17 protein-coding genes and 3 tRNA genes are annotated in these 23161 nt (G+C 60.5%); 3 read left to right on the plus strand and 17 right to left on the minus strand.

The genetic code is table 11. The annotated features are described in order from the left end of the window. The 15 genes from WA157_RS15950 to trpE form a co-directional block, all read right to left on the minus strand. A partial coding sequence (locus WA157_RS15950) for a GTP-binding protein (protein WP_422621901.1) occupies positions 1–429 on the minus strand: 429 nt, incomplete at its 3' end. Positions 430–472: 43 nt separating this feature from the next. Continuing rightward, positions 473–547 (minus strand) — tRNA-Thr (locus WA157_RS15955). A gap of 62 nt (positions 548–609) precedes the next feature. Continuing rightward, positions 610–683, minus strand: a tRNA-Gly gene (locus WA157_RS15960). An 88-nt stretch (positions 684–771) separates the two neighbouring features. Next, positions 772–857, minus strand: a tRNA-Tyr gene (locus WA157_RS15965). Positions 858–923: 66 nt separating this feature from the next. Further along, positions 924–1676 carry a uracil-DNA glycosylase gene (locus WA157_RS15970; protein WP_422621902.1) on the minus strand — a complete coding sequence of 251 codons (753 nt, stop codon included), beginning with the start codon at positions 1674–1676 and terminating at the stop codon, positions 924–926. Position 1677: 1 nt separating this feature from the next. Beyond that, complete coding sequence (gene trpC / locus WA157_RS15975) at positions 1678–2472, minus strand: indole-3-glycerol phosphate synthase TrpC (RefSeq protein WP_422621903.1); 795 nt, start codon at positions 2470–2472, stop codon at positions 1678–1680. Continuing rightward, positions 2469–3521 (minus strand): anthranilate phosphoribosyltransferase, encoded by a 1053-nt coding sequence (trpD, locus tag WA157_RS15980; protein ID WP_422621904.1) that lies wholly within the window; start codon positions 3519–3521, stop codon positions 2469–2471. The genes trpC and trpD overlap by 4 nt, the downstream gene beginning before the upstream one ends. Positions 3522–3557: 36 nt before the next feature. Beyond that, positions 3558–3824, minus strand: a complete 267-nt coding sequence (locus WA157_RS15985; RefSeq protein ID WP_422621905.1) for a hypothetical protein — start codon at positions 3822–3824, stop codon at positions 3558–3560. Further along, on the minus strand, positions 3821–4885 hold the full coding sequence (ltaE, locus tag WA157_RS15990; protein ID WP_422621906.1) for a low-specificity L-threonine aldolase: 1065 nt from the start codon (positions 4883–4885) through the stop codon (positions 3821–3823). The genes WA157_RS15985 and ltaE overlap by 4 nt, the downstream gene beginning before the upstream one ends. A 64-nt stretch (positions 4886–4949) precedes the next feature. After that, complete coding sequence (locus WA157_RS15995; RefSeq protein WP_422621907.1) at positions 4950–6377, minus strand: DUF6880 family protein; 1428 nt, start codon at positions 6375–6377, stop codon at positions 4950–4952. 69 nt (positions 6378–6446) lie between these two features. After that, positions 6447–8441, minus strand: a complete 1995-nt coding sequence (locus WA157_RS16000) for a DNA methyltransferase (protein ID WP_422621908.1) — start codon at positions 8439–8441, stop codon at positions 6447–6449. A 1-nt stretch (position 8442) separates the two neighbouring features. Continuing rightward, entirely contained in the window at positions 8443–11355 is a 2913-nt protein-coding gene (locus tag WA157_RS16005) for a hypothetical protein (protein ID WP_422621909.1), read from the minus strand. 83 nt (positions 11356–11438) lie between these two features. Then, complete coding sequence (locus tag WA157_RS16010) at positions 11439–12065, minus strand: anthranilate synthase component II (protein ID WP_422621910.1); 627 nt, start codon at positions 12063–12065, stop codon at positions 11439–11441. Positions 12066–12090: 25 nt separating this feature from the next. Continuing rightward, a complete protein-coding gene (locus WA157_RS16015) occupies positions 12091–14364 on the minus strand; it encodes a diguanylate cyclase domain-containing protein (protein ID WP_422621911.1) in 2274 nt (757 codons plus the stop codon). Beyond that, on the minus strand, positions 14361–15872 hold the full coding sequence (trpE, locus tag WA157_RS16020; protein WP_422621912.1) for an anthranilate synthase component I: 1512 nt from the start codon (positions 15870–15872) through the stop codon (positions 14361–14363). Before trpE ends, WA157_RS16015 begins: the two co-directional genes overlap by 4 nt. Positions 15873–16252: 380 nt before the next feature. On the opposite strand from trpE, the gene WA157_RS16025 reads away from it, so the two are divergent. The 3 genes from WA157_RS16025 to WA157_RS16035 all read left to right on the plus strand — a co-directional run bounded on the left by WA157_RS16025 (position 16253) and on the right by WA157_RS16035 (position 20347). Continuing rightward, positions 16253–16837 (plus strand): chalcone isomerase family protein, encoded by a 585-nt coding sequence (locus tag WA157_RS16025; RefSeq protein WP_422621913.1) that lies wholly within the window; start codon positions 16253–16255, stop codon positions 16835–16837. A gap of 83 nt (positions 16838–16920) precedes the next feature. Beyond that, complete coding sequence (locus tag WA157_RS16030; RefSeq protein WP_422621914.1) at positions 16921–18711, plus strand: methyl-accepting chemotaxis protein; 1791 nt, start codon at positions 16921–16923, stop codon at positions 18709–18711. Positions 18712–18811: 100 nt separating this feature from the next. Next, positions 18812–20347: a methyl-accepting chemotaxis protein gene (locus tag WA157_RS16035; protein WP_422621915.1), complete on the plus strand. Its 1536-nt coding sequence runs from the start codon at positions 18812–18814 to the stop codon at positions 20345–20347. On the opposite strand, the gene gph is transcribed toward WA157_RS16035, so the two are convergent. Together gph and WA157_RS16045 are read right to left on the minus strand one after the other, a co-directional pair. Beyond that, positions 20344–21090: a phosphoglycolate phosphatase gene (gph, locus tag WA157_RS16040; RefSeq protein ID WP_422621916.1), complete on the minus strand. Its 747-nt coding sequence runs from the start codon at positions 21088–21090 to the stop codon at positions 20344–20346. The genes WA157_RS16035 and gph overlap by 4 nt on opposite strands. 65 nt (positions 21091–21155) lie before the next feature. Continuing rightward, on the minus strand, positions 21156–23161 hold a 2006-nt coding region (locus tag WA157_RS16045; protein WP_422621917.1), incomplete at its 5' end, for a methylmalonyl-CoA mutase family protein.

Below are 23161 nucleotides of genomic sequence, written 5' to 3' on the forward strand. Positions count from 1 at the left end.
GTCGTCGACCATGTCGCATTTGTTCAGGAATACGATGATGTAAGGCACGCCGACCTGGCGCGCCAGCAGGATGTGTTCGCGGGTTTGCGGCATGGGGCCGTCAGCGGCGGACACGACCCGAATGGCGCCGTCCATTTGCGCCGCGCCGGTGATCATGTTTTTCACATAGTCAGCGTGGCCGGGGCAATCGACGTGGGCGTAATGGCGATTGGCGGTTTCGTACTCGACATGGGCCGTGTTGATGGTGATGCCGCGCGCTTTTTCTTCGGGCGCTGCATCGATCTGGTCGTAGGCCTTGGCGGTGCCGCCAAATTTGGCCGCCAGCACGCTGGTGATGGCCGCAGTCAGGGTGGTCTTGCCGTGATCGACGTGGCCAATGGTGCCGACGTTGACGTGCGGCTTGCTACGCGAAAATTTTTCTTTTCCCATTTTCAGACTCCGAAAAGTAAAGAACCGTCAAATCAAAAAATCATGGTGCCCATTCCGGGAATCGGACCCGGGACCTCTCCCTTACCAAGGGAGTGCTCTGCCACTGAGCCAAATGGGCCTGTGCAACCCGTCAAATACAGGTCAACCAAAAACTACATAACCATCCCAGCACATCAAATATGGAGCGGGGTAGGAGAATCGAACTCCTCGCTTTAGCTTGGAAGGCTAAGGTATTACCACTATACGAACCCCGCACAAGCTTGCAAAACAAGCAGCCGCTGCAGCGTCCCCGCATACACATGAACACGCGCTACGACGGCGAACCAACATTCAATTCATCACTGGTGGAGAGGGATGGATTCGAACCATCGTACTCGTAAGAGGGCAGATTTACAGTCTGCTGCCATTAACCACTCGGCCACCTCTCCTTGGTGAACCGTGGATTATGCCACGAAAAAATGGCATGGACACGAGCTCAAATGAAGAACTTTCGCTTACCAGGCAATCGGCGCGCAGCCATGCTGCAGCAGATAAGCGTTTGCCAGACCAAAATGCCCGCAACCCAGAAATGGCAAGGGCGGGCGGCGGGCGGACAGGGGTGATGGGTGGTTGGCGCTCAGCACCAAATGGTCGGCCGTGGCACGACCGCCCTGCCTGGCAGTCGCCGCGATCAGACGCTGCTTCGCCTGCGCGTGGGCGCCCCACAACAGGAACACCACCGGATTGTCTATTGATGCAACCGCCTTGACCACTTCATCGGTCAGCGCCTCCCAGCCCCGCCCGGCATGGCTGGCGGGCTGGCCCTCCTCGACGGTGAGGCAGCTGTTAAGCAGCAAGACACCCTGGCGCGCCCAGGCGACCAGTGAACCGTCGCCGTGTGGGATCAAGTTGCCGGGGCTCAGCGAGGGGTCCCGGGCGATTTCATTGAATATATTGCAAAGTGAAGGCGGCGGTTTGACACCGGGCGCCACCGAGAACGCCAAACCCTCGGCCTGACCGGGGCCGTGATAGGGGTCTTGGCCCAAAATGACGACTTTGACCTGCGCCAGCGGCGTCAGCGCCAGCGCGCGCAAGGGCTGCTGCGGGTAGATGATGGCGCCACCGGCCAGCTGCGCTCGCACGAAGCGCTCCAAGGCCCGACCCGTCTCACTGGTCAAAAACTGGTCCACCACAGGGCGCCAGTCGGCCGCCACCGGCCAGCGCTCAGGCGCCCACTCGGTCAAACTGGGCACGTCACTCGCGAACATGTCAGGCCGTGGCAAACAGCCCCGCCAAAGCCAGACCCGGGTCGGGAGCGCGCATGAAAGCCTCACCCACCAGGAACGCGTTGACACCGGCCGCGCCCATGCGCAGCACATCGTCGCGGGTGTGGATGCCACTCTCACACACCAGCAAACGCTCAAGAGGCAGATCGCGCATCAGCGTCAAGGTGGTGTCCAGCGAGACCTCAAAAGTTTTGAGATTGCGGTTGTTGATGCCGATCAGCGGCGTTTTGAGCTGCAACGCACGCGCCAGCTCGGGCGCATCGTGCACCTCCACCAGCACGGCCATGTCCAGGCTGCGCGCAATCGCTTCTAGGTCTTTCATTTGCGCATCATCCAAAATGGCCGCAATCAGCAATACGGCATCGGCCCCACAAGCGCGCGATTCATAAATTTGATAGGCGTCCAGCATGAAGTCCTTGCGCAGCACCGGCAACGGGCAGGAGGCACGGGCCTGCTTGAGGTAGTCAATACAACCCTGGAAAAACTGCAGGTCGGTGAGTACCGACAAACAGGCCGCCCCATGCTCCGCATAGCTTTGCGCTATATCGGCGGGAATAAAATCCTCGCGCAGCACGCCCTTGGATGGGCTGGCTTTTTTGATCTCGGCAATCACCGCGGGCTGCCCGGCGGCGATCTTGCCGCGCAGGGCGGCGACAAAATCCCGTGTCAGCACACGCGACTCGGCATCGGCGCGCATCGCGGCCAAGGGTTTGCGGGCAATGGCTGCTGCGATTTCCTGGCGTTTGACGGCCACGATTCTTTCCAGAATATCGGTCATTTCGCTGCGCCTTTCAGTTGTTGGGACATGGAAACCAGTTGCGCCAGCTTGGCTCTGGCCGCGCCTGATTCAATGGCTGCTCGTGCTTTGGCAATGCCAGCGCTCATCGTCGGCACGACATTGGCAGCGTACAGCGCCACACCGGCATTGAGAATCACGATGTCTTTCGGCGCCCCCGCCGCGTTGTCCAGCACCCCCAGCAGCATCGTTTTGGACTGCTCAGGCGTCTCCACCTTGAGCGCGCGGTTGCTGGCCATGACCATGCCGAAGTCTTCCGGGTGAATCTCATACTCGGTGATTTCACCATGTTTGAGCTCTCCGACCAACGTGGTCGCGCCCAGCGACACTTCGTCCATACCGTCCTTGCCATACACCACGACCGCGTGCTCGGCACCCAGCCGCTGCAGCGCGCGCACCTGAATACCCACCAGGTCCGGGTGAAACACACCCATCAGGATATTGGGGGCTCCCGCCGGGTTGGTCAGCGGCCCGAGCAGATTGAAAATGGACTTGATGCCCAGTTCCTTGCGCACCGGCGCCACGTTTTTCATCGCCGGGTGGTGATTGGGCGCAAACATAAAGCCGACCCCCACCTGTTCAAGGCACTGGGCAATGGCCTCGGGCGACAGGTTGATATTGACGCCCAGCGACTCCATCACATCGGCGCTGCCGCTCTTGCTGCTGACGCTGCGGCCACCGTGCTTGCTGACCCGGGCGCCGGCAGCGGCGGCCACAAACATGGCGCAGGTTGAGATGTTGAAAGTGTGCGAGCCGTCACCGCCGGTGCCCACAATGTCCACCAGATGGCTTGTGTCGGCAACGTTGACCTTGGTGGAAAACTCGCGCATCACCTGCGCGGCGGCCGTGATTTCGCCGATGGTTTCCTTTTTGACGCGCAGGCCGGTGATCAGGGCCGCCATCATGACCGGCGACCACTCGCCCGTCATGATGCCGCGCATGATGTGCAGCATCTCGTCGTGAAAAATCTCGCGGTGCTCAATGGTGCGCAAGAGCGCTTCTTGCGGGGTGATTTTGTGGGTGTTCGGCATGGTCTTAAGTTGAGGAAAGCGTTGGCTCACGTGGCTTCAGTTTGTCGCGCTGGGTTTCAGGAAGGTGGATTGTCCGTCAAGGCCAGTTAAAAACAAGGCCACCTTGGGGTTCAAGGCATTGGTCCAGAATCCTTTGACAAACACATTGTTCAAATCATTTTGGCCTGTAGCCCCCGTGAATATTGGATCAAATGCTATTGAATCAGGAGTATTTTTCTTGCTTCCCGAGATCAGCATGGTCCAGCCCACGTAGACCAGATAGGCTGCCGCCACAAAGTTGTGTCGGCCAAGCCGGCGGCTCACGGTCTGCCCATCAAAAAATCACGCATCACCGCCACGGTGCGGTCAATACCCGCCGCATCGACATCCAGATGCGCCACAAAACGCAGGCGGTACAAACCGGTGACCAGAATACCCCGCGCCGCCAGGCAGGGGATCAAGTCCGCTGCGCGCGCTTTGGCCTCACCCACCAGATCGACAAACAGGATATTGGTCTGTGGCGGCTCCACCACCAGGCCCGCCAGCTTGCTCAGGCCCTCAGCCAGCCGCTTGATGAGCGCGTGGTCGTCGGCCAGCCTGGCAACGTGATGGTCCAGCGCATACGTGCCCGCCGCTGCCAGCAGGCCTGACTGGCGCATGCCGCCGCCCGCCATTTTGCGGATGCGGTGCGCGCGGGCGATGAAGTCCTGGCGACCGCACAAGACCGAGCCGACCGGCGCGCCCAGGCCCTTGCTCAGGCAGACCGAAACGCTGTCAAAACACTGGGCGATGCGACGCGCCTCAAGCAGCGCGTCAGTGCCATGGGTGGCCGCCTGCGCCACCGCCGCGTTGAACAAGCGGGCGCCATCCAGATGACGGCTCAGGCCCCTGGACCTGGCCAGCTCGGTGGCCTGCTGCACATAATCAAACGGCAACAGCTTGCCGCCCAAGGTGTTTTCCAGCGCCAGCAGCCGGGTGCGCGCGAAGTGCTCGTCATCGGGTTTGATGGCCGCTTCAATGTCCGCCAGCAGCAAAGTGCCATCGGGCTGGTGGTTCAAAGGCTGCGGCTGCACGCTGCCAAACACCGCCGCGCCGCCGCCCTCCCAGCGGTAACAGTGCGCGTACTGGCCCACGATATATTCGTCGCCGCGCTGGCAATGGGCCAGGATGGCGCACAAATTGCCCTGCGTGCCGGTGGGAACAAACAGCGCCGCCTCAAAACCCAGCAGCGCCGCCAGTTTGTCCTGCAAGGCGTTGACGCTGGGGTCATCGCCAAACACGTCGTCGCCCAGCGGGGCCGCCAGCATGGCCGCGCGCATGGCAGGGGTCGGCTGCGTCACGGTGTCGCTGCGCAGGTCGATCATTTTTTGTGGTTTATTAGTCATATTGGCCTCCTGCCCCTGTGGAATGTGCGTTTGCAGCTATTGAAAATATAGCAAAAAAGAGCTTTCATCGGGCTAGATTCATCCCGTCCAGCAACTTGATGAAATTGCGCTTGGGCTTGAATCCGACTCGCAACTCGGCCACGTAGGCAGTGAATTTCGGCGTTTGACCCAGCCCGGCCATCAGCTTGCCGACCTTGCAAATCAGCGCCACCGCACTGACGTAGGCATCGTTATGGGTTTGCCCAACGATCTCCGGCACCAGTTGGCGGTACAGGCTGATGGCGTCCTGAGGGCGGGTAGCCTCCAATCCCTTTGCCAAGCTGAGGCGCAAACCCTGCTGGCACTGGCCTTGGTGTGCCGCCGTCCAAGCCGCATCCGGGTCACCCTCCCACAGGGCAATCGCCACACGGGGTGACGTATCGGGCACCGACGGCTTGGGCTTGAAGCGGCTGGTTTGGTTGGCCTCTTGCGCAATAGTGCGCTCCAGCCACTGCAGCGCACGCTCACGCTGCGCGGGCCAAACGCCGAGCTTCGCCGCCACGCCATGCAACTTTTGGTACGCCGCCAATCCCGGCTGCTCCTCAAACTGAATCCAGGTGAGCTGCAAAGCTTCGGCGGGGCGCTTGCGCTTGAGGTAGGCAGCCACCAAAAAGTCGCGCAAACGGTTGTCGGGACGATCCGGGTGGGCGACCAGCCCGCGCTCGGCCCACTGCAAAGCCTCGTCGTGGCGCTTGTTCTCCGTCAATATCTCGGCAATCGTCAGATACGAATAGGGGTGTCCGAGGTCCTGGGATTTGATTGCAATCAGCGCATCCACGTCGCCACTCGCCCGCGCCAGGTCTTCCATGACACGGGTAATTTTGAAGCGGTCATGGTTAAACCCGTTTTTCGCCCCTACAGGCTCCAGCGCATCCCATTGCGCCTGGGCCAACGCACCGTAGCTCTTCAGCCCCTTGGCACCCAAGGCATCTTTGTAGGTGAGCGCGCTAAAGCTGCTCACACCAAAGGGCAAGGAGGTCTCCAGGTTGAACAGGTCATGGGCGAGTTCCACCGGGTCCGGGCGAGCCAGCTTGCAAGCCTGCAGATGCAGATCACCCAAACGACGCAGCACATCGCCCACCAGCCCATCGGAGTCGTCGATGTTCTCTAATGCTGCCTCGCCCTCTTCAATGGCGTACTGCGCCAACTCCACCAAGGCACCAGCACGATCCGGTGTCAGCAACTCGGCAAGGGTATCGACCACTTGATCCAACGGGTCGGCAAAACTGTGCCCGGAGCGCCAGTCGATGTATCCGTCCACCGTGGTCACGTCGTTGATCAACAGGCGCAGTTCATCCACCAAATTGTCGTTTTTGCCCGAGGGCGCAGACTTGACCAGCAGAGATTGGGCCAGCTGCTCATCCCGCCACGACACCTCCAGCAGCATGTCCACCAGTGTCTGCTTGGTTTGCGCGGCCAGGTAGGTCGCGAACCGTTGCTGTTTGGCGCTCATTTTTTTAGTCATTTAGGCCTCTAGCCCTTATGGAATATGCGCAAGCAGCTATTGAAAACATAGTTAACCTCAATCAATGGAGGACAGGATGACAGTCACTTCATCACCCGCCACATTGCGCACCCGCAGCCGCTTGGGGGCGCTGGCGCACAGCAGCGTGCCGTCCCATTTCGCAACCTGGCGCACGCCATTGAGGATGAGACGGTTTTTCACGTCGATCTTGGCCTCGGCCGCGCTGGTCCACGGCCCCTCGGCCGCGGTGCAATCCACCGACAGCCACTCGATGCACTCCAGCCCATCGGCACTCAGGCCCACAGGGAGCGCGGCGGCTTTGGCCTTGCCCGCCGCGCTGGTCATGGCGCTGGGTTGCAACACCTTTTTTGCAGTCACTTCGGCCAGCTTGCCGGCGAGATAGTCGCTGTGGTAGCGCTGCACCACCACGCGGTACATGGCGCTTTCGACCCCGCCCTGCGCTGCGCTGCTGGAGGCAGCGGCCGACACAGCGACTCGCTCCACAACGGCCACGCATTCGTCGCTCAAAACCACATCCCCCAGCAGGGGCTTGAGGTCGCGCAGCTCCACTGCTATGCCGCTGGGGTTGTGCTCGGCCAGCCAGGCGGCGCAAGCCTGCGGGTCGGCAATGTCGATGGTGTAGACCACCACTTTTTGCACCGGGTAATCCCAGTCGGCCAGTTTGGGCAGCTCTTCGAGCGTCAATTTATGCAGCGCCGCTTCGTCAAACACACGGCTGGCTGAATCCAGCAAATTAGGCAGCGCCACGGGCACTGCGCCATCGCTGGCAAAGATGCCGGCCCAGTAGTCGGGCAGGGGTTGCGGAGTTTTTGGGCTGGTCAGGCCCGGAATCAAGCCCTTGAGCTTGGCCATGGTTTGCTGCGGGTTGCGAAACAGTTGCACCCCGTCTTGCACGCGCAGCACGTCGAACGTTGCCCCGGCTGCGGCCAGCCGGTCACGCGCCGTCTGGATGCTGTTGAGGCCAATGTCGGTATGCACAAAGCGCCGGCCCAGGTCGTGCGCCACTTTGGCGGTGACACCAGAACCACCGAAAAAGTCGGCCACCAGCATGCCCTTGTCAGAAGAGGCCAGGATAATTCGTTCTAATAAAACTTCGGGTTTTTGGGTTGGGTATTCCACAGACTCCGTAGCGGAGTTGTTCAGCTTGTCTAAATGCCAAACGGAATCAACAACGACACCCTCGGCAATGGCCTCTTTAAGGTACCGTTTTACGCGTTGACCATTCCCCGCATCTGACAAAACATAAGGTTCGCTGTTTTCAGAATCAATTAGTACTTTCTGTTTGCGCGCTTTGACATAAGCCTCCGTGGATTCCCACTGCTCATGAAAAGAATTGAAGTTGACGCTTTCCAGCGATTTACTGTAGTAAAAAATACTATCGTGACGCCGCTCAAAATGAGTGTTGAGCGTCTTATTCCATCCGCTGTAGTGCCACACAATCTCATTGCGAAAGTTTTCCTCGCCAAACACCTCATCGAGCAAAATCTTGACGTAGTGCCCGATGTGCCAGTCCAGATGCACGTAAATGCTGGCGCTGTCGCTCATCACGGCTTTGATGGCGGTCAGGTTCTCATACATCCAGTTGAGGTAATCCTCTTTGTTCCAGATGTCGCCGTACAGGGTTTCTTCCCAGCCGTCGGCTTCCAGTGCGGTGCCTTCTACCGCCTCGCCACTGGCGTGCGGGTGGCGGCGCATCAAAATCTTCCTGCCGTAATTGGCACCGCTGGCAAACGGCGGGTCGATATAGACCAGATCGACCTTTTGCCCGGTGGCCAACAAGTGCGCACAGGCCGCCTGGCACTCGCCATGAACTATTAAATTAGGAGCTTCTTGCGCAGTTACTACGGGGGCTAGAGGCACATTTGATGCTTTAACCTGCTCCACCGTGCGCAGTTCGTACAAGGGCAAGCCCCGGCTCAGGCGCTGGCCCGGCTTGTGGTTGCCGTTGTAACGCAAAGAGCGGGTGAAGTTGCCCAGCACGGCTTGCCCGCGCAGCACGATGGGGTCGATGGGGATGTAGCGAATGGGCATGTTATTGGGGGGCAAAAAAGCGTTGGGCGTGGCTGAGCAGGTTGAAGGCGGCGCTGCGGTAATCTTTATTGGCAGGCTCCATGATCTCGATGAAGTCAAAACGCGGGTAGCCAAACTTGGCGTTATTGAGCATTAAGAACTCGGTGCTGACGAAGTGTTTGCGCAGTGCATAGCCCGATTGCTCCGAGAATCCGGCACCCTTGGTTTCGATGATCAGCACTTTGTGCGTCGCACCGTCTGCGTCACGCTGGAGCATGACAAAGTCAGGCGTGTAGGCACCCAACCGCTGCCAGCGTTTGCTTTGGTTGCCGCTGGTGCTGCCTACTTGCTGGAAACAGTCGATGCGAAATTCGGTGAGGTGGCGCGCGCCGTTGTAATACACCTCCAGGCCAGAGGCCTGAAACTCCGTCGTTTTCAGCAACTCTTGCAGCAGCCCCAACTCCAGGCCACTTTGGGCAAAGTCGTAGGGCAGGTAGTGAAAGGTGTGGTCTTTGGCAGCAAGCTCGGCCGGGGCCGTCACTGCGGATTGGGCGGCCAGCATGTGGCCCAGGCCTTGTTGCTCCAGCAAGGCCCGCGCGGCGGCAAAGGCGGCATCGTCGGCGTGGGCGATGTCGCTGCCACGCTGGCCTGCAGCGTCGGCTGCAATGATTTTTTGCACGTCTGCGGTTTGCGGGTAAAGCTTCTCATGTGTTGGCACTTCGGCGGGCAACTTGCCATGGGTCAATAGCAGCAGGTTTTCTGCCTGGTCCAGCGGCTGCACTGCGGTGGCAAATTCGCGCAAGCGCCAAAAGGCCAAACGCACCAAGCGGCGCACATCGTCTTGCGGGGCTTGCAGGTGGTAACGCCTTGAGTTTTCCGGGTCGCCTTTTGGGTCAACTTCGGTGAGGGCTTCAAAAATGGCGTGCAGCTCGGCACTGAAAGGTGCCAAGGTAACTTGGGCCAGCGTGCCCGCGCTCTCGCGCACCAGAGTGTGCAGCCAGTGCGCAAACTCCGCAGTAGCGCCCAATTCGACCGCACTCGTAGAGCGCACAGACAGGTGATCAAGCGTGCCGGTGGTGATGCCGCTGCTTTGGCGCGTTTGGGCGCGTTGCAGCGCGACCTGCAGCTTGGCTCGCGTTTGCGGGTCGTCCTGGATGAACAGGGTTTGGGTGTGCAGGCGCAACTGGTACGCCTCTATGGCCGGTATTTTGTCCAGGCTTTTAAGCCACGCGCTGCGGTCAAACATGGGCACCGTAGTGACTTGCGCCTGTGCTGCGGCATTCAGGGCAGCAATGCTGGTGTTTTGGCTGTTTTTAAGCTGTGCCTCCAGTACCTGCGCGTTGTCCTGGCTGAGGTAAATCAGCGCCGTGTGGCGCTGGCCGCGCACCACTTCGCGCAGGCAGCGGCAAGCCGACTGCAGCACCATGTTGGTCGGGCTGTCGCCCTTTTGCGCCAGGATGACCCCGGTGAGGCTGTGGCAGTCCCAGCCTTCTTTGCCAATTTGCACCAGCAACACCACGCGGTGAATGGAGGCGGGCGAGTCCAACGCGGCAAACTGACTCTCCGCCCCAATGGGGGCTTTGAAGTGTGCATTGCCACGGTGGTACTTGAGCACCTGGCCCGGGAAAAGCTGCTCCACCATGGGGGCCACTTCGGTCTCCAGTCGCTCGATGGAGCCGCAGTAAATCGCCAACTTGGCGCTGCACCCGGTGGGGTACACGGTGGCGCCATAGCGGGTCAGAAATTCCTGGGTGCCTCGGCGCACGATTTGCTCAGCGCTCAGGCCGTAAGCCGTCTCCACCGTGGGCTGCTTGAGAAAGGTGCGCACCGCGTCGGTCAAGGCGTAATGAAACACCACGGTGCTCATTTGGCGCTGCTTGAGGGTGTAATCACCGATTTTGATTTCCTGCGGTTTCTCCAGAAACGGGGTGCCTGAAAAGCCCACCACACTGTGCACGTTGCCGCCTGCGTGCCAGCGCTGCATGACCTGGCGCAGCTTGATCTCGCTGGTGGCAGCGCCATGCACTTCGTCCACCATCAGTTGCAGACCGGGCACACGACCAATCAGGTGGCGCAACTCGTTGGCAGCTTTATCCCTTTCGTCGTCGGTTTTTTCAACCAGTGCATCGGTACTGTCATCCAGGCGGTCAAGAATAACTTTTTCAGCATTCACCACCAACACCAGGCCAGTGAGGCCAGGTTGCATCAGGTGCTGACCCACTTTGTGTGCGTTGGGGTTTCGGATGCGGTTGCTTTTGGCTGCGGTTTTGGGCGCATCCAGCACTTCAAAGCGCAGTACCTGGCGCAAACGCCCGGCCGCTGGCTCGGGCAGTACCCAGGCCGGGTCGAAGCGCTCGATGCTGCGCAGGCTGGGCAAAATGCTGGACTTTTTGGCCGACGGAATCAGTACGCAAAAATTCTGCGCAAAACGTGCATCCCCCGGGTTTTGCTCACCGAGGTACAAGTTGAGGTACATGATGGCGGCCATGAGCCACGTTTTGCCTGAGCCCATGGGCAGGCTGAAAACGTAATCGGTGTTTTCCCAGCCGTAAAACAATTCATGGGTGAGCGCCAAGTAATCTGGCTGGTCGGCGTTTTCTTCCAGCCAGGTCGCAAGCTGTGGCTGCTGCGTCTGGCAAAGCTGGTACCACGTGTGGGCGGCAGGTTGGCTGGCAAACACGTCACGAGCAATCTGGGGCACACGGCTACGGGGGCCGTCGTAGCTGGCCGCTTTGGCGAACAGGCCTTGCATCCAGAGCTGCGTCAGGGCCTGGTTCTTGCCTTCAAGCAACAAATACAGATAGGTTTGCAGTGCCGCGATTTGCACGTCGCGCAGCTTGCCCGCCGTGCGCATGTGGGCCAGCAAGGGCGTAGCAGGACAGTCCGGTTTGTCCAGCCAGTGGCGAACTTTAGCGGCGATGAGCGGTTCAATCATGCTTCAGAATTTATGGTCATATTGGCCTCTAGCCCCCGTTGAATATGCATGAGACGCTATTGTATTAATAGCACAATCCCCAATCAGTTGGGGACAGAGCTTGTGCGCTTCGCGTCACTGCGGTCCGTCCCGCGAGGTTTCAGGAAGTTCTTCAGCATGGCATGCCCATGCTCGGTCAGGATGCTCTCGGGGTGAAACTGCACACCTTCAATGTCCAGGCTGGTGTGCTTGATGCCCATGATCTCGCCGTCATCGGTCCAGGCGGTGATTTTCAGGCAAGGCGGGCAAGTGGCGCGCTCGATGGACAGTGAGTGGTAGCGGTTGACGGTGAACTGCGCCGGCAAGCCGGCAAACACGCCCTCTTGGGTGGTGGTGATCACACTGGTCTTGCCGTGCATGAGCTGCTGGGCCCGAATAATCTTGCCGCCAAAGGCCGCGCCAATCGCCTGATGGCCCAGGCAGACGCCCAAAATGGGCAGCCGACCCGCAAAGTGCTGGATGGCCGCCACCGAAATACCGGCCTCCGTCGGCGAACAGGGGCCGGGCGAGATCACCAGCCGGTCCAGCGCGCCAGCGCGCCAGCGTGCCTCGATTTCATCGAGTGTGATTTCATCATTGCGCGCCACCGTCACATCCGCACCCAGCTCGCCCAGGTACTGCACGATGTTGTAGGTGAAGCTGTCGTAGTTATCGATCATCAAGAGTTTCATGTGTCGCTCCGGCGAATGGTTGGGGTTATCCAATGGTGGGGGCCGTACCGCCACGATCAGCGGGGGGCTGCAAAGTTGCCGGTTCAGAGGCCGGCGCAAACAAGACGAACCGGTCGCGCCCGGCCGCTTTGGCCTGGTACATGGCCTCATCGGCATGGCGCATCAGCGCCTTCTCGTCGCTGGCGTGCTCCGGGTAGACGGCAATGCCGGTGCTAAACGACATGGTGGCGTTGCGCCCGGCTGACAGGGCGAACGGCTGACCGAATGCCTGATGAATTTTCTCGGCGACCGCCATGGCATCCTGCGCGGCTTCGATGCTGGGCAGTAGCAGCACAAATTCATCGCCGCCCAGGCGTGCCACAGTGTCCGACTCGCGCACGCAGGCCTGCAGCCGCTGCGCCACTGCCTGCAACAGTTCGTCACCCGTTTGGTGGCCAAAAGCATCGTTGACGGGCTTGAACTTGTCCAGATCAAGGAACAGCAGCGCCAGGCGACCGCGCTCGCGTCTGGCTTGGCTCATCGCCTGATGCAGCCGGTCTTGCAACAAGCGCCGATTCGGCAGGCCGGTCAACGGGTCGTAAAAGGCCAGTTGCCTGATATCGTCTTCCGCCGCCTTGCGCAGCGTGATATCGGTGTGGGTGGCCACGTAATGGCTAACGCCACCGTCGTCGCCACAGACCACCGTGATGCTGAGCCAAACCGGGAAGCATTCCCCGTTTTTGCGCCGGTCCCAGATTTCACCCTGCCAGGCACCGCCGCGCATGATGCCGTCCCACATGGCGGCGTAAAACGCCGGATCATGGCGGCCGGATTGCAGAAGCCGCGGCGTCGCCCCGAGAACGTCTCGTGCCGTGTAGCCAAACAGCTCGGTAAATGCGTGGTTGACGCGCAAAATCAGTTGGTTCGCATCGGTGACCATGATGGATTCTTGGCATTCAAAGGCGACAGCGGCAATGCGCAAATCAGCTTCCCGCAGCTTGCGCTCGGTCACGTCCTCGGTCGTGCCAATCAAACGACTGGGCGCACCCTGCGCATCGCAATGCAGCGTCGCGCGATTGCGCATGAAGCGCACTTGCCCATCCCGGCGCCGAATCTGGAACGTCAGATTAAACGCCTGACGGTTTTTCAGCACCGCACGGGTGGCCGCCTTGATGCGCTCCAGTTCACCCGGCAGCATCAGTTGATGCCAGTCGTCGTTGCGCGCATTCGCCATCCGGGCGTCGAGCCCAAACAGATCAAACATCGCGGTGTCCCAGTGGTAGCGCCGGGTCTTCAGATCGAACTCCCAAATGCCGACACCGGCGGCCTCGGTTGCCAATTTGAGTCGCTGCTCGTTCACGCGTTGGCGCACCCGTTGACGCCGATACAGCCACAGGCCCATGGTGCTGAGCAGGACCAGCAACAGATAAGCCAGCAGCTGGTTCCTGACATCGCGCTGCCACGGGGCAAACATGGCATCCAACTCACGGCTGAGGGACACGACCAGCGGTTTGTCCATGGCCAAGTCAGCGGGCTGAATGGTGCGCAGGACCGGGAGTCGCTTGTCCCCGGTGGCGGGGGAGATGCCCTCGAAATGGCTGACCGGGCGTTTGCTGTCCAGGTGCTGTCTGAAAAAGGAGTCCGGCAGCGACACATTCTTGCCGATCACCTCGGCCAATGCGGGTTGGCTGACAAATATCGTTCCGTCACCGTGCACCAGCATCGACCGCATGTCATCGGCATAACGCACCGAATTCAGCAATATCTGGATGTCAACCGGATCCACTGACGCCGACACCAGACCAGCAAACTGCCCCTGCGGCCCTGTCATGACGCGAGCAACGCTGATGACAAATTTGTCCAGGACTGTTTTGAACGGCGCACTGACGTAGAGGGTCTTGGTGCTCAGCGCACGCAGCGCTGTCTGAAAATAGTCCCGGTCGTGAAAATTGCGCCCCAGCAGCTCTTCACGGTTCGACGCCGTGACCGTTCCTTTCTCATCAAGCACCGCGAAGGTGCGTACCGAAGGCATTGAGACTTTCATGCTCTTGAGCTGACGAATGGCACGCTCCCGGCCATCGGGCTGGCCGGCCCAATCGGGCAATTCGACCATGATCGATTCGAGCGCGAGGTTGATGGCTACCAGCTGACGCGTCAGGTTGTCTTCAATCACCTTCGATTGTGTCGCCAGCCGCTCGCGTTCCACCGCCTCAATGCGCTCATGCTCACCATGAAGGTTGTAGGCGAGATACGCGCCCAGGCCGCCCAGGCAAGCTGCCAGCAGCAACCCATGTCGCGAATGACGCAGAAAGCGCTTCACTCCAGCCCTTCTTCCACCAGCTCTGCCGCCCGCAGCAATGCCCGCGCTTTGGCCTCGGTCTCTTTCCATTCCAGCTCCGGCACCGAGTCGGCCACGATGCCGGCCGCCGCCTGCACGTACAGCGTCTGGTCCTTGATGATGCCGGTGCGAATCGCGATCGCCACGTCCATGTCGCCGGCGTAACTCAGGTAACCGCAGGCGCCGCCATAGACCCCGCGCTTGGTCGGCTCCAGCTGGTCGATCAGCTCCATCGCGTGCACCTTGGGCGCGCCGGTCAGCGTGCCGGCCGGAAAGGTGGCCCTGAGCACGTCCATGCTGGTCATGCCCTCGTTCAGGGTGCCTTCGACATTGCTGACGATGTGCATCACATGGCTGTAGCGCTCCACGCTAAAGGCTTCGGTCACTTTCACGCTGCCGATTTTGGCGATGCGGCCGATGTCGTTGCGCGCCAGGTCGATCAGCATCACGTGCTCGGCGCGCTCTTTCGGGTCGTTGATCAGTTCCACTTCGGCCGCCTTGTCCAGCTCCAGGCTGGCGCCACGCGGCCGCGTGCCGGCGAGCGGCCGGATGGTGACCTTCTGCTCCGTCTTGCCGTCAAAAGTCACCTGCTCCTGGCGCACCAGAATCTCCGGGCTGGCGCCGACCACATGAAAATCACCAAAGTGGTAGTAGTACATGTACGGGCTGGGATTGAGTGCGCGCAAGGCCCGGTACAAGCTCAGCGGCGACTCGGTGTAGCGCTTCTTGATGCGCTGGCCCACCTGGACCTGCATGAAGTCGCCACCGGCAATCAACTCCTTGGCGCGCTCCACGGCGGCGATGTAGTCGGCCTTGGCAAAGTCGCGCTCGGCGCTGTGGCTTTGCGTCGGCTTGACCACCGGCGCGCTGACCGAATATTTAAGTTGTTCCTTCAACTCGCGCAGGCGCTTCTTGGCGTTGGCATAGGCTTCCGGGCGGGCCGGGTCGGCGTAGACAATCAAGTACAGCTTGCCCGACAGGTTGTCGATCACCGCCAGCTCTTCGCACTGCAACAGCAGGATGTCGGGGCAGCCCAGGGTGTCGGGTGGGCACGATTTTTCGAGCTTTTTCTCGATATAGCGCACGGCGTCGTAGCCAAAGTAGCCGGCCAGGCCGCCGCAAAACCGCGGCAGGCCCGGGCGCAGCGCCACTTTGAAGCGCTTCTGGTAGTCCGAGATGAAATCCAGCGGGTTGGCGCTGGAGGTTTCCACCACCACGCCATCGGTCACCACTTCGGTACGCACCTCCGGGCCAAAACCCATGGAGCGTAAGAGCGTGCGGGCCGGCAGGCCAATGAAGCTGTAGCGGCCAAAGCGCTCGCCGCCAACGACAGATTCCAGCAAGAAGCTGTATTTGCCGCTGTCTTTGGAATACGCCAGCTTCAGGTACAGCGACAAGGGGGTTTCCAGATCGGCAAAGGCTTCTGTCATCAAGGGAATGCGGTTGTAGCCTTGGGCGCTCAGGCTTTTGAATTCGAGTTCAGAGATCATGGGACAGATTCTTTCAGTTCAAAGCCAGCCTATGGGCACGCGGCTGGAACAGGTGGCTGCCAGCACGCGGTAGGACCAGCGGGCAGCACGACGTGCTGCGGTTCATTCAGACCAAGGGGGGAGAAAAGTCAGGCGCGAGCCGACGTGTCTGGTAGCGGGCGCCAGAGCCAGGCTCCCCGGTCGCTACAACCTGTGATGCTGATGCGGTGAATGAACATGCGCGCCAGTGTAGCAAACCCTGGCCCACCGACTGAGTGACCGTCACATTCGGGACGCGTCATCGCAAACCCTAAGCGAAAACCCTCTTGCGCAGCACTGCCAATCACCCCCAGAATCGCGCCACCCACTAATTAGCACGGTCGTTCTATTAAAGGAAACTCATGAAGCTTGTTCAACATCTGGTGCTGGCACTGGGCGCCGCCCTGTTCGCCTTCAACGCCCTGGCCGCCCCAGTCGAAATTCATGGCGTCAAACTGGAAGACACGGCGCAAGTACATGGAGCTCAACTGCAACTCAATGGCGCCGGCACCCGCTACAAGTTCGTCGTCAAAGTCTATGTGGCGGGCTTGTATCTGGCCAAAAAGGCGAGCACGCCCGATGAAGTCATCAACCAGCCCGGCCCGAAGCGCCTGATAGTCACCATGCTCAGAACCATTGATTCCAGGGAACTGGGCAAGCTGTTGACCCGCGGCGTGGAGGACAACATGGGCAAAGCATCCATGTCCAAACTGATCCCGGGCCTGATCCGCATGGGTGAGATTTTTGCCGCGCAAAAGCCCCTGGTGGCGGGCGACCAGTTCCTGATCGATTGGGTGCCCGGCTCCGGCACCGTCATCACCGTCAAGGACGTGGTGCAGGGCGAGCCGTTTCAGGAGCCGGAATTTTTCAAGGCGCTGATGATGATCTGGCTGGGCTCCTCACCGGCTGATTACAAACTCAAGGAGGCCTTGCTGGGCGGTAAGTGACCAGTCAACGAGCCAGTGAGTCGGGGCCTGCAGCGGCTTTATGATGGCAGATTTGATCAACACCGGCCGCATGGAGCAAACGCATGAATAGACTGAAGATTTCCACCCGACTCGCCATTCTGACCGGCGTGCTGGCCATGTTGCTGGTGCTGATTGGCGGCATTGGCTTGTATGGCATGAGCAAAAGTGACGAGGCGATGGATACGGGGTACAACGACGCCACCGTCCAAATCGCCCACATGGCCGAGGTCAAGTACCTGATGCTGCGCAATCGGCTGGTGATTGCCAACGCCGTGCTTGAGCAATTGCCCGAGCGCACCAAGCGCAGCGTCGACGAGGTCGAAGCCAATATCGCCAAGATCAGCAAGATCTGGGACGAGTACATGGCCGGTCCCAAATCGCCCGAACAGGCTCAGTTGGCCAAGGCCTATGCCGACAAGCGGGGCCTGTATGTGCAAGAGGGCTTGAAGCCCACCATTGCCGCCCTGCACGACAGTGACTTTCTGCAAGCGCGCCAGATCGTGGTGGAAAAAATCCGCCCCACTTTTGACGCCGCGCGGGACGCGGCTGACGCCCTGCAGAAGTTTCAGCTGGATGAAGCCAAACACAGTTTTGAGGCCAACAGCGACCGCTACCACACCATCCGCGCCGTGTGTATTGCCGCCATCGCCTTGGGCCTGCTGTTTGCCGCCTGGTTTGGCTGGATGTTGGCGCGCGGCATTGCCAACCCCTTGGCACGGGCGGTCAAGATCTCTGAAGCGGTGGCGCAAGGCGATTTGAGCCAAACCATCAGAGTCACCAACGGCAGCGACGAAATATCGGCGCTGATGCGTGGCTTTGCCCACATGCAAACCAGCCTGGCCAGCGTCGTCACCAACGTGCGCCGGGGCTCCGAAGGCGTGGCCACGGCCAGCGCCGAAATTGCGCAAGGCAACAGCGACCTCTCAAGCCGCACCGAGAGTCAAGCCAGCGCGCTGGAAGAAACCGCCGCGTCCATGGAACAACTCAGCTCCACCGTCAAAGCCAACGCCGACAACGCGCGCCAGGCCAATCAACTGGCCCTAAGCGCCAGCACGGTCGCGGTGCAGGGCGGCGAAGTGGTGGCGCAGGTGGTGGACACCATGAAGGGCATCAACGACGCCTCGCGCAAGATCAGCGACATCATCAGCGTCATTGACGGCATCGCCTTCCAGACCAACATCCTGGCGCTCAACGCGGCCGTGGAAGCGGCGCGCGCCGGGGAGCAAGGCCGTGGTTTTGCCGTGGTGGCTTCTGAAGTGCGCTCGCTGGCCGGACGCTCGGCCGAGGCGGCCAAGGAAATCAAGAGCCTGATCAACGCCAACGTGGAGCACGTTGAGCAGGGTACGCTGCTGGTGGACAAGGCGGGCAGCACCATGACCGAGGTGGTCAGCGCGATCAAACGCGTGACGGACATCATGGGTGAGATCAGTGCCGCCAGCAACGAGCAAAGCCAGGGTGTGACACAAGTCGGCGAAGCGGTCACCCAAATGGACCAGGTCACCCAGCAAAACGCGGCGCTGGTCGAAGAAATGGCAGCCGCAGCCAGCAGCCTGAAAGTGCAGGCACAGGAACTGGTGCAAGTGGTGGCGGTGTTCAAGCTCAGCGCCAATGACGCCCAACAGGGTATGGCCACAGTGGCTGCGGTGCGCTCGCACAAGCCGGGCGCGGTGCCGTTCAAGGGCGAGGAGCGGCGCGGCGCGGGCATCCCCAAGGGTGCAGCGGCCCGATCACGGACCAGCAGCCCTGCCAGCCAGGCCCCGAGCACAACACCAACATTGCTGGCGGACCGGTCCGTCACCCCAAAAGCGGCACCGGCGGCGGCTGGCGCCGAGGGTGACTGGGAAACTTTCTAAGTCTGTCTGGAGGGCTTGAAGCGGCCTGTGCGTCAACGCCAACCCGGCACCGGAGATTGATCTGTTTTTTTATAGGATGCGCTTTGTGAACATTAATGACATGAAAATTTCCAGCCGCTTGACGTTGGGCTTTGGCGTGCTTGGACTGCTGATTGCACTCATGGGTGGCGTGTCGCTGCTCAAGGTGGGCGTCATGAGCAAGATGTTCAACCAGGTGATTGATGAGCGCATGCCGCTCATCGCCGCGACCAACGAGGTCAAGGGCGACCTCAACGCAATCTCCATTGCGCTTCGCAACACCATGATGATGCGAGACGCAGACGGCATCAAAAAAGAGGTTGAGCGCGTTGAGTCGGCGCGCGTGCGCATCAACGCCAGTCTGGCCAGTCTCAGCGAGCAGACGACGTCTGACACGGGTCGGGCCATTCTGGCCAGGGTGGCCAAGGCGCGCAGCCAATACGACCCGATGCAGGCAGAAGTCATGGGCTTGGTGAACGCCGGTTCTTTCTTTGAGGCCAGGACGCTGCTCATGGACAAAGTGGCGCCGGCTCAGGAAGCTTACTTCGACACGCTCAATGGCCTGCTCACGCACCTCGACAGCCAGCTGAACCAATCCACCAGCGCCACCCAGGACGCCGCCACCAGTATGAAGGTCGTCGTCGTGGCCACACTCGCCATTGCCCTGGTACTGGCCGTGCTGATGGCGGCCTGGATCATTCGCTCCATCACCGGCCCGCTCAACCAGGCCGTGGCCGTGTCGCGCGCTGTGGCCGCCGGTGACCTGAGCCAGCAGTTCGAGGCCAGCGGCAAGAGCGAAACCGCCCTGCTGCTGATGGCGCTCAAGGACATGCAGGCGCACCTGAGCACCGTTGTCTCCGAGGTCCGCGACGACGCCGAAAGCGTGGCCACGGCCAGCGCCGAGATTGCCCAGGGCGATCTGGACCTGTCGGCCCGAACCGAGAGTCAGGCCAGCTCACTGGAACAAACCTCGGCGTCCATGGAGTTGCTCAGCGCCAACGTCAAGCAAAACGCCGACAACGCCCGCAAGGCCAATGAACTGGCCCTGAATGCCAGCAGCGTGGCGGCACGGGGCGGTGACGTGGTGAGCCAGGTGGTGGACACCATGAAAGGCATCAACGACGCCTCGCGCAGAATCTCCGACATCATCAGTGTGATTGATGGCATTGCCTTCCAGACCAATATTCTGGCGCTCAACGCGGCCGTGGAAGCGGCCCGGGCCGGCGAGCAGGGTCGTGGTTTTGCCGTGGTGGCCAGCGAGGTGCGCTCGCTCGCCGGGCGCTCGGCCGAGGCGGCCCGGGAAATCAAGTCATTGATCAATACCAGTGTGGAGCGCGTGGAACAAGGCAGCGCGCTGGTGGACCGGGCCGGCGCCACCATGAGCGAGGTGGTCAGCAGCATTCGCCATGTGACCGACATCATGGCTGAAATCAGTATTGCGAGCACCGACCAGAGTGACGGCGTTTCCCAGGTCGGCGAGGCGATTGCCCAAATGGATCAGGCAACGCAGCAAAACGCGGCGCTGGTCGAAGAGATGGCCGCCTCCGCCGGCAGTCTGAAATCACGCGCCCAGGCACTGGTACAAACCGTGGCGGTGTTCAAGCTGGAAGCCGCTTAAGCGGGTATCAAGCGCTGCAAGGAGTCGATGTAGCCATCGGCCTGCACGTCGCGAATCGGCTGGCCATGGTTGTAGCCGTAGGTCACCAGCAACACCGGGCAGCCAGCGGCACGCGCCGCTTGGGTGTCGTTGCTGGAGTCGCCAATCATCAAGGTGCGCCGCGGCGCTGAGCCCAACGCGGCACAGGTAGCGAGCAGCGGCAACGGATCGGGCTTTTTGCGCGCAAAGGCGTCGCCGCCAAACGTGAGATCAAAGAAACCGTCCAGGCCCTTGGCCTGCAGCAACGCCTTGGCGAACGCCGTCGGTTTGTTGGTCAGGCAGGCCAGCTTCAGGCCGCGGGCTTTCAGGTAGATCAGCCCCGCCTCAACACCGGGGAAAACACGGGCGTATTGACCATTGACCGCGCGGTAATGGCGCTGGTAACTGGCCCAGGCCTGCGGGTAGATACGGTCCGGCAAGTCGGCCTCGCCGCCTGCAGTCGATCCGCTGTTTGCTTCTGAATGGATAGCCAATGAAGCACTACTGACGAGGGCCAACACGCTTCTTAGCAAATGCTCTGAGCCTTTGCCGACCAGCTGCGCAACCGTTGCGCGGTCGACCTGATGGGAGGCAAAAGGCGCAGGCAAGTCGCCCAGCATCCGGTTGAGCGCAACACAAAAATCGTCCAATGTGTCAATCATGGTGCCATCAAGGTCAACGATGACGGCATTGACGTCAAACAGGTTCAGGTCAATAGAGTTCAAGGTTTTAATTTGTTGAGGACAGAGCAAGCTCACAACACGCAAGCCTTGGTCTGTCCCGCAAAGTTTCACATATTTCTTCTGTACTGCCCGCCGACCTCAAACAAGGCGTTGGTGATCTGACCCAGGGAACAGCAGCGCACGGCGTCCATCAGCACCTCAAACACGTTCTTGTTGTCGATCACGGCTTTTTGCAGGCGTTTGAGCATCGCGGGCGCCTCCTTGGCGTGCAGCGCATGGAACTCGGCCAGCCGCTTGAGCTGACTTTGTTTTTCTTCCTCCGTTGAGCGGGCCAGTTCCAGCGTGTCGTGCACCGCGTCGCCATGCGGGTTGCGGAAGGTGTTGACGCCGATGATGGGCAGCTCGCCGGTGTGCTTGAGCATTTCGTAGTGCATCGATTCGTCCTGAATCTTGCCGCGCTGGTAGCCGGTTTCCATGGCCCCGAGCACGCCGCCACGCTCGGAAATGCGCTCAAATTCGAGCAGCACCGCTTCTTCCACCAACTCGGTCAGGTCCTCGATGATGAAGGCGCCTTGGGACGGATTTTCGTTCTTGGCCAGGCCCCATTCGCGGTTGATGATGAGCTGGATCGCCATGGCGCGGCGCACCGAGTCTTCGGTCGGCGTGGTGATGGCTTCGTCGAAAGCGTTGGTGTGCAGGCTGTTGCAGTTGTCGTAAATGGCGATCAAGGCCTGCAGCGTGGTGCGAATGTCGTTGAACTGGATCTCCTGCGCGTGCAGGCTGCGCCCACTGGTCTGGATGTGGTATTTGAGCTTCTGGCTGCGTTCGTTGGCGCCGTATCTTTCTTTCATGGCGACGGCCCAGATGCGGCGCGCGACGCGACCCATCACGGTGTATTCGGGGTCCATGCCGTTGCTGAAGAAGAAGCTCAAGTTGGGCGCAAAGTCGTCAATGTGCATGCCGCGCGCCAGGTAGGCCTCGACAAAGGTAAAGCCGTTGGACAAGGTAAATGCCAGCTGCGAAATCGGGTTGGCCCCGGCTTCGGCAATGTGGTAGCCGCTGATCGACACGCTGTAGAAATTGCGCACCCGGTTGTGCACAAAATATTCGGCGATGTCGCCCATCACCTTCAGTGAAAATTCGGTGCTGAAGATGCAGGTGTTCTGCCCCTGGTCTTCTTTCAGGATGTCGGCCTGCACCGTGCCGCGCACGTTCTCCTGCACCCATTCCTTGATCTTCTCCGTTTCGGTGTCGGTCGGCTCGCGGCCATTATCAAGCTTGAATTTGTCGATGTTCTGGTCAATCGCGGTGTTCATGAACATCGCCAGTATGCTAGGCGCCGGGCCGTTGATGGTCATGCTGACACTGGTTGACGGGCTGCACAGATCAAAGCCGCCATACAGCACTTTCAGATCGTCGAGCGTGGCGATGCTGACGCCCGAGTTGCCGACCTTGCCGTAGATATCGGGGCGCGGATCGGGGTCGTTGCCATACAGCGTGACCGAGTCAAACGCGGTACTCAAACGCTTGGCCGCCATGCCGGAGCTGAGCAATTTGAAACGCGTGTTGGTGCGAAACGCGTCGCCTTCACCGGCAAACATGCGGGTCGGGTCCTCGCCTTCGCGCTTGAAGGCAAAGGTGCCGGCGGTGTAGGGGTAGCTGCCGGGCACGTTATCCAACATCAGCCATTTCAGGATTTCGCCATGGTCTTCGTATTGCGGCAGGCACACCTTGCGGATGGTGGTGCCGCTCAAGGATTTGCTGGTGAGTGCGGTGCGGATTTCCTTGTCGCGGATTTTGACCACGTATTCATCACCCGCGTAGGCCGTTTGCATGGTGGGCCACTGCGCCAGCAGCTTGGCGCACGCCGGGTCCAAGCGCTCGGTGCGCTCTTGGGCCAGTTCCAGCACGGTACCGTAAGCGCCGGGTTTGTTTGATCCGTCCTTGCACGGGTCGTGTGCCAGCAACATTTGCGCCGTGGCCTTGAGTTGCTGCACTTCACGCGCCAATTTGGCCTGGCTGCGAGCGCGCTTTTTGTAGGCGCGCACGGTGTCGCTGATTTCTGCCAGGTAGCGGGTGCGCGCGGCCGGCAGCACCGGGGTCTGGTTGGTGC

This window comes from Rhodoferax ferrireducens (assembly GCF_049302455.1).
In the GTDB taxonomy this organism is placed as follows: domain Bacteria; phylum Pseudomonadota; class Gammaproteobacteria; order Burkholderiales; family Burkholderiaceae_C; genus Rhodoferax; species Rhodoferax ferrireducens_B.

Excerpts from the sequence above, each read along its gene's own strand:
- WA157_RS16025 (WP_422621913.1), top strand. The coding sequence starts at position 16,253 with ATGAAGCTTGTTCAACATCTGGTGCTGGCACTGGGCGCCGCCCTGTTC.
- ltaE (WP_422621906.1), bottom strand. The coding sequence starts at position 4,885 with ATGACTAATAAACCACAAAAAATGATCGACCTGCGCAGCGACACCGTG.
- WA157_RS16000 (WP_422621908.1), bottom strand. The coding sequence starts at position 8,441 with ATGCCCATTCGCTACATCCCCATCGACCCCATCGTGCTGCGCGGGCAA.
- WA157_RS16010 (WP_422621910.1), bottom strand. The coding sequence starts at position 12,065 with ATGAAACTCTTGATGATCGATAACTACGACAGCTTCACCTACAACATC.
- WA157_RS16035 (WP_422621915.1), top strand. The coding sequence starts at position 18,812 with ATGAAAATTTCCAGCCGCTTGACGTTGGGCTTTGGCGTGCTTGGACTG.
- trpC (WP_422621903.1), bottom strand. The coding sequence starts at position 2,472 with ATGACCGATATTCTGGAAAGAATCGTGGCCGTCAAACGCCAGGAAATC.
- WA157_RS16030 (WP_422621914.1), top strand. The coding sequence starts at position 16,921 with ATGAATAGACTGAAGATTTCCACCCGACTCGCCATTCTGACCGGCGTG.
- WA157_RS15995 (WP_422621907.1), bottom strand. The coding sequence starts at position 6,377 with ATGAGCGCCAAACAGCAACGGTTCGCGACCTACCTGGCCGCGCAAACC.
- trpD (WP_422621904.1), bottom strand. The coding sequence starts at position 3,521 with ATGCCGAACACCCACAAAATCACCCCGCAAGAAGCGCTCTTGCGCACC.
- WA157_RS15970 (WP_422621902.1), bottom strand. The coding sequence starts at position 1,676 with ATGTTCGCGAGTGACGTGCCCAGTTTGACCGAGTGGGCGCCTGAGCGC.
- trpE (WP_422621912.1), bottom strand. The coding sequence starts at position 15,872 with ATGATCTCTGAACTCGAATTCAAAAGCCTGAGCGCCCAAGGCTACAAC.
- WA157_RS16005 (WP_422621909.1), bottom strand. The coding sequence starts at position 11,355 with ATGATTGAACCGCTCATCGCCGCTAAAGTTCGCCACTGGCTGGACAAA.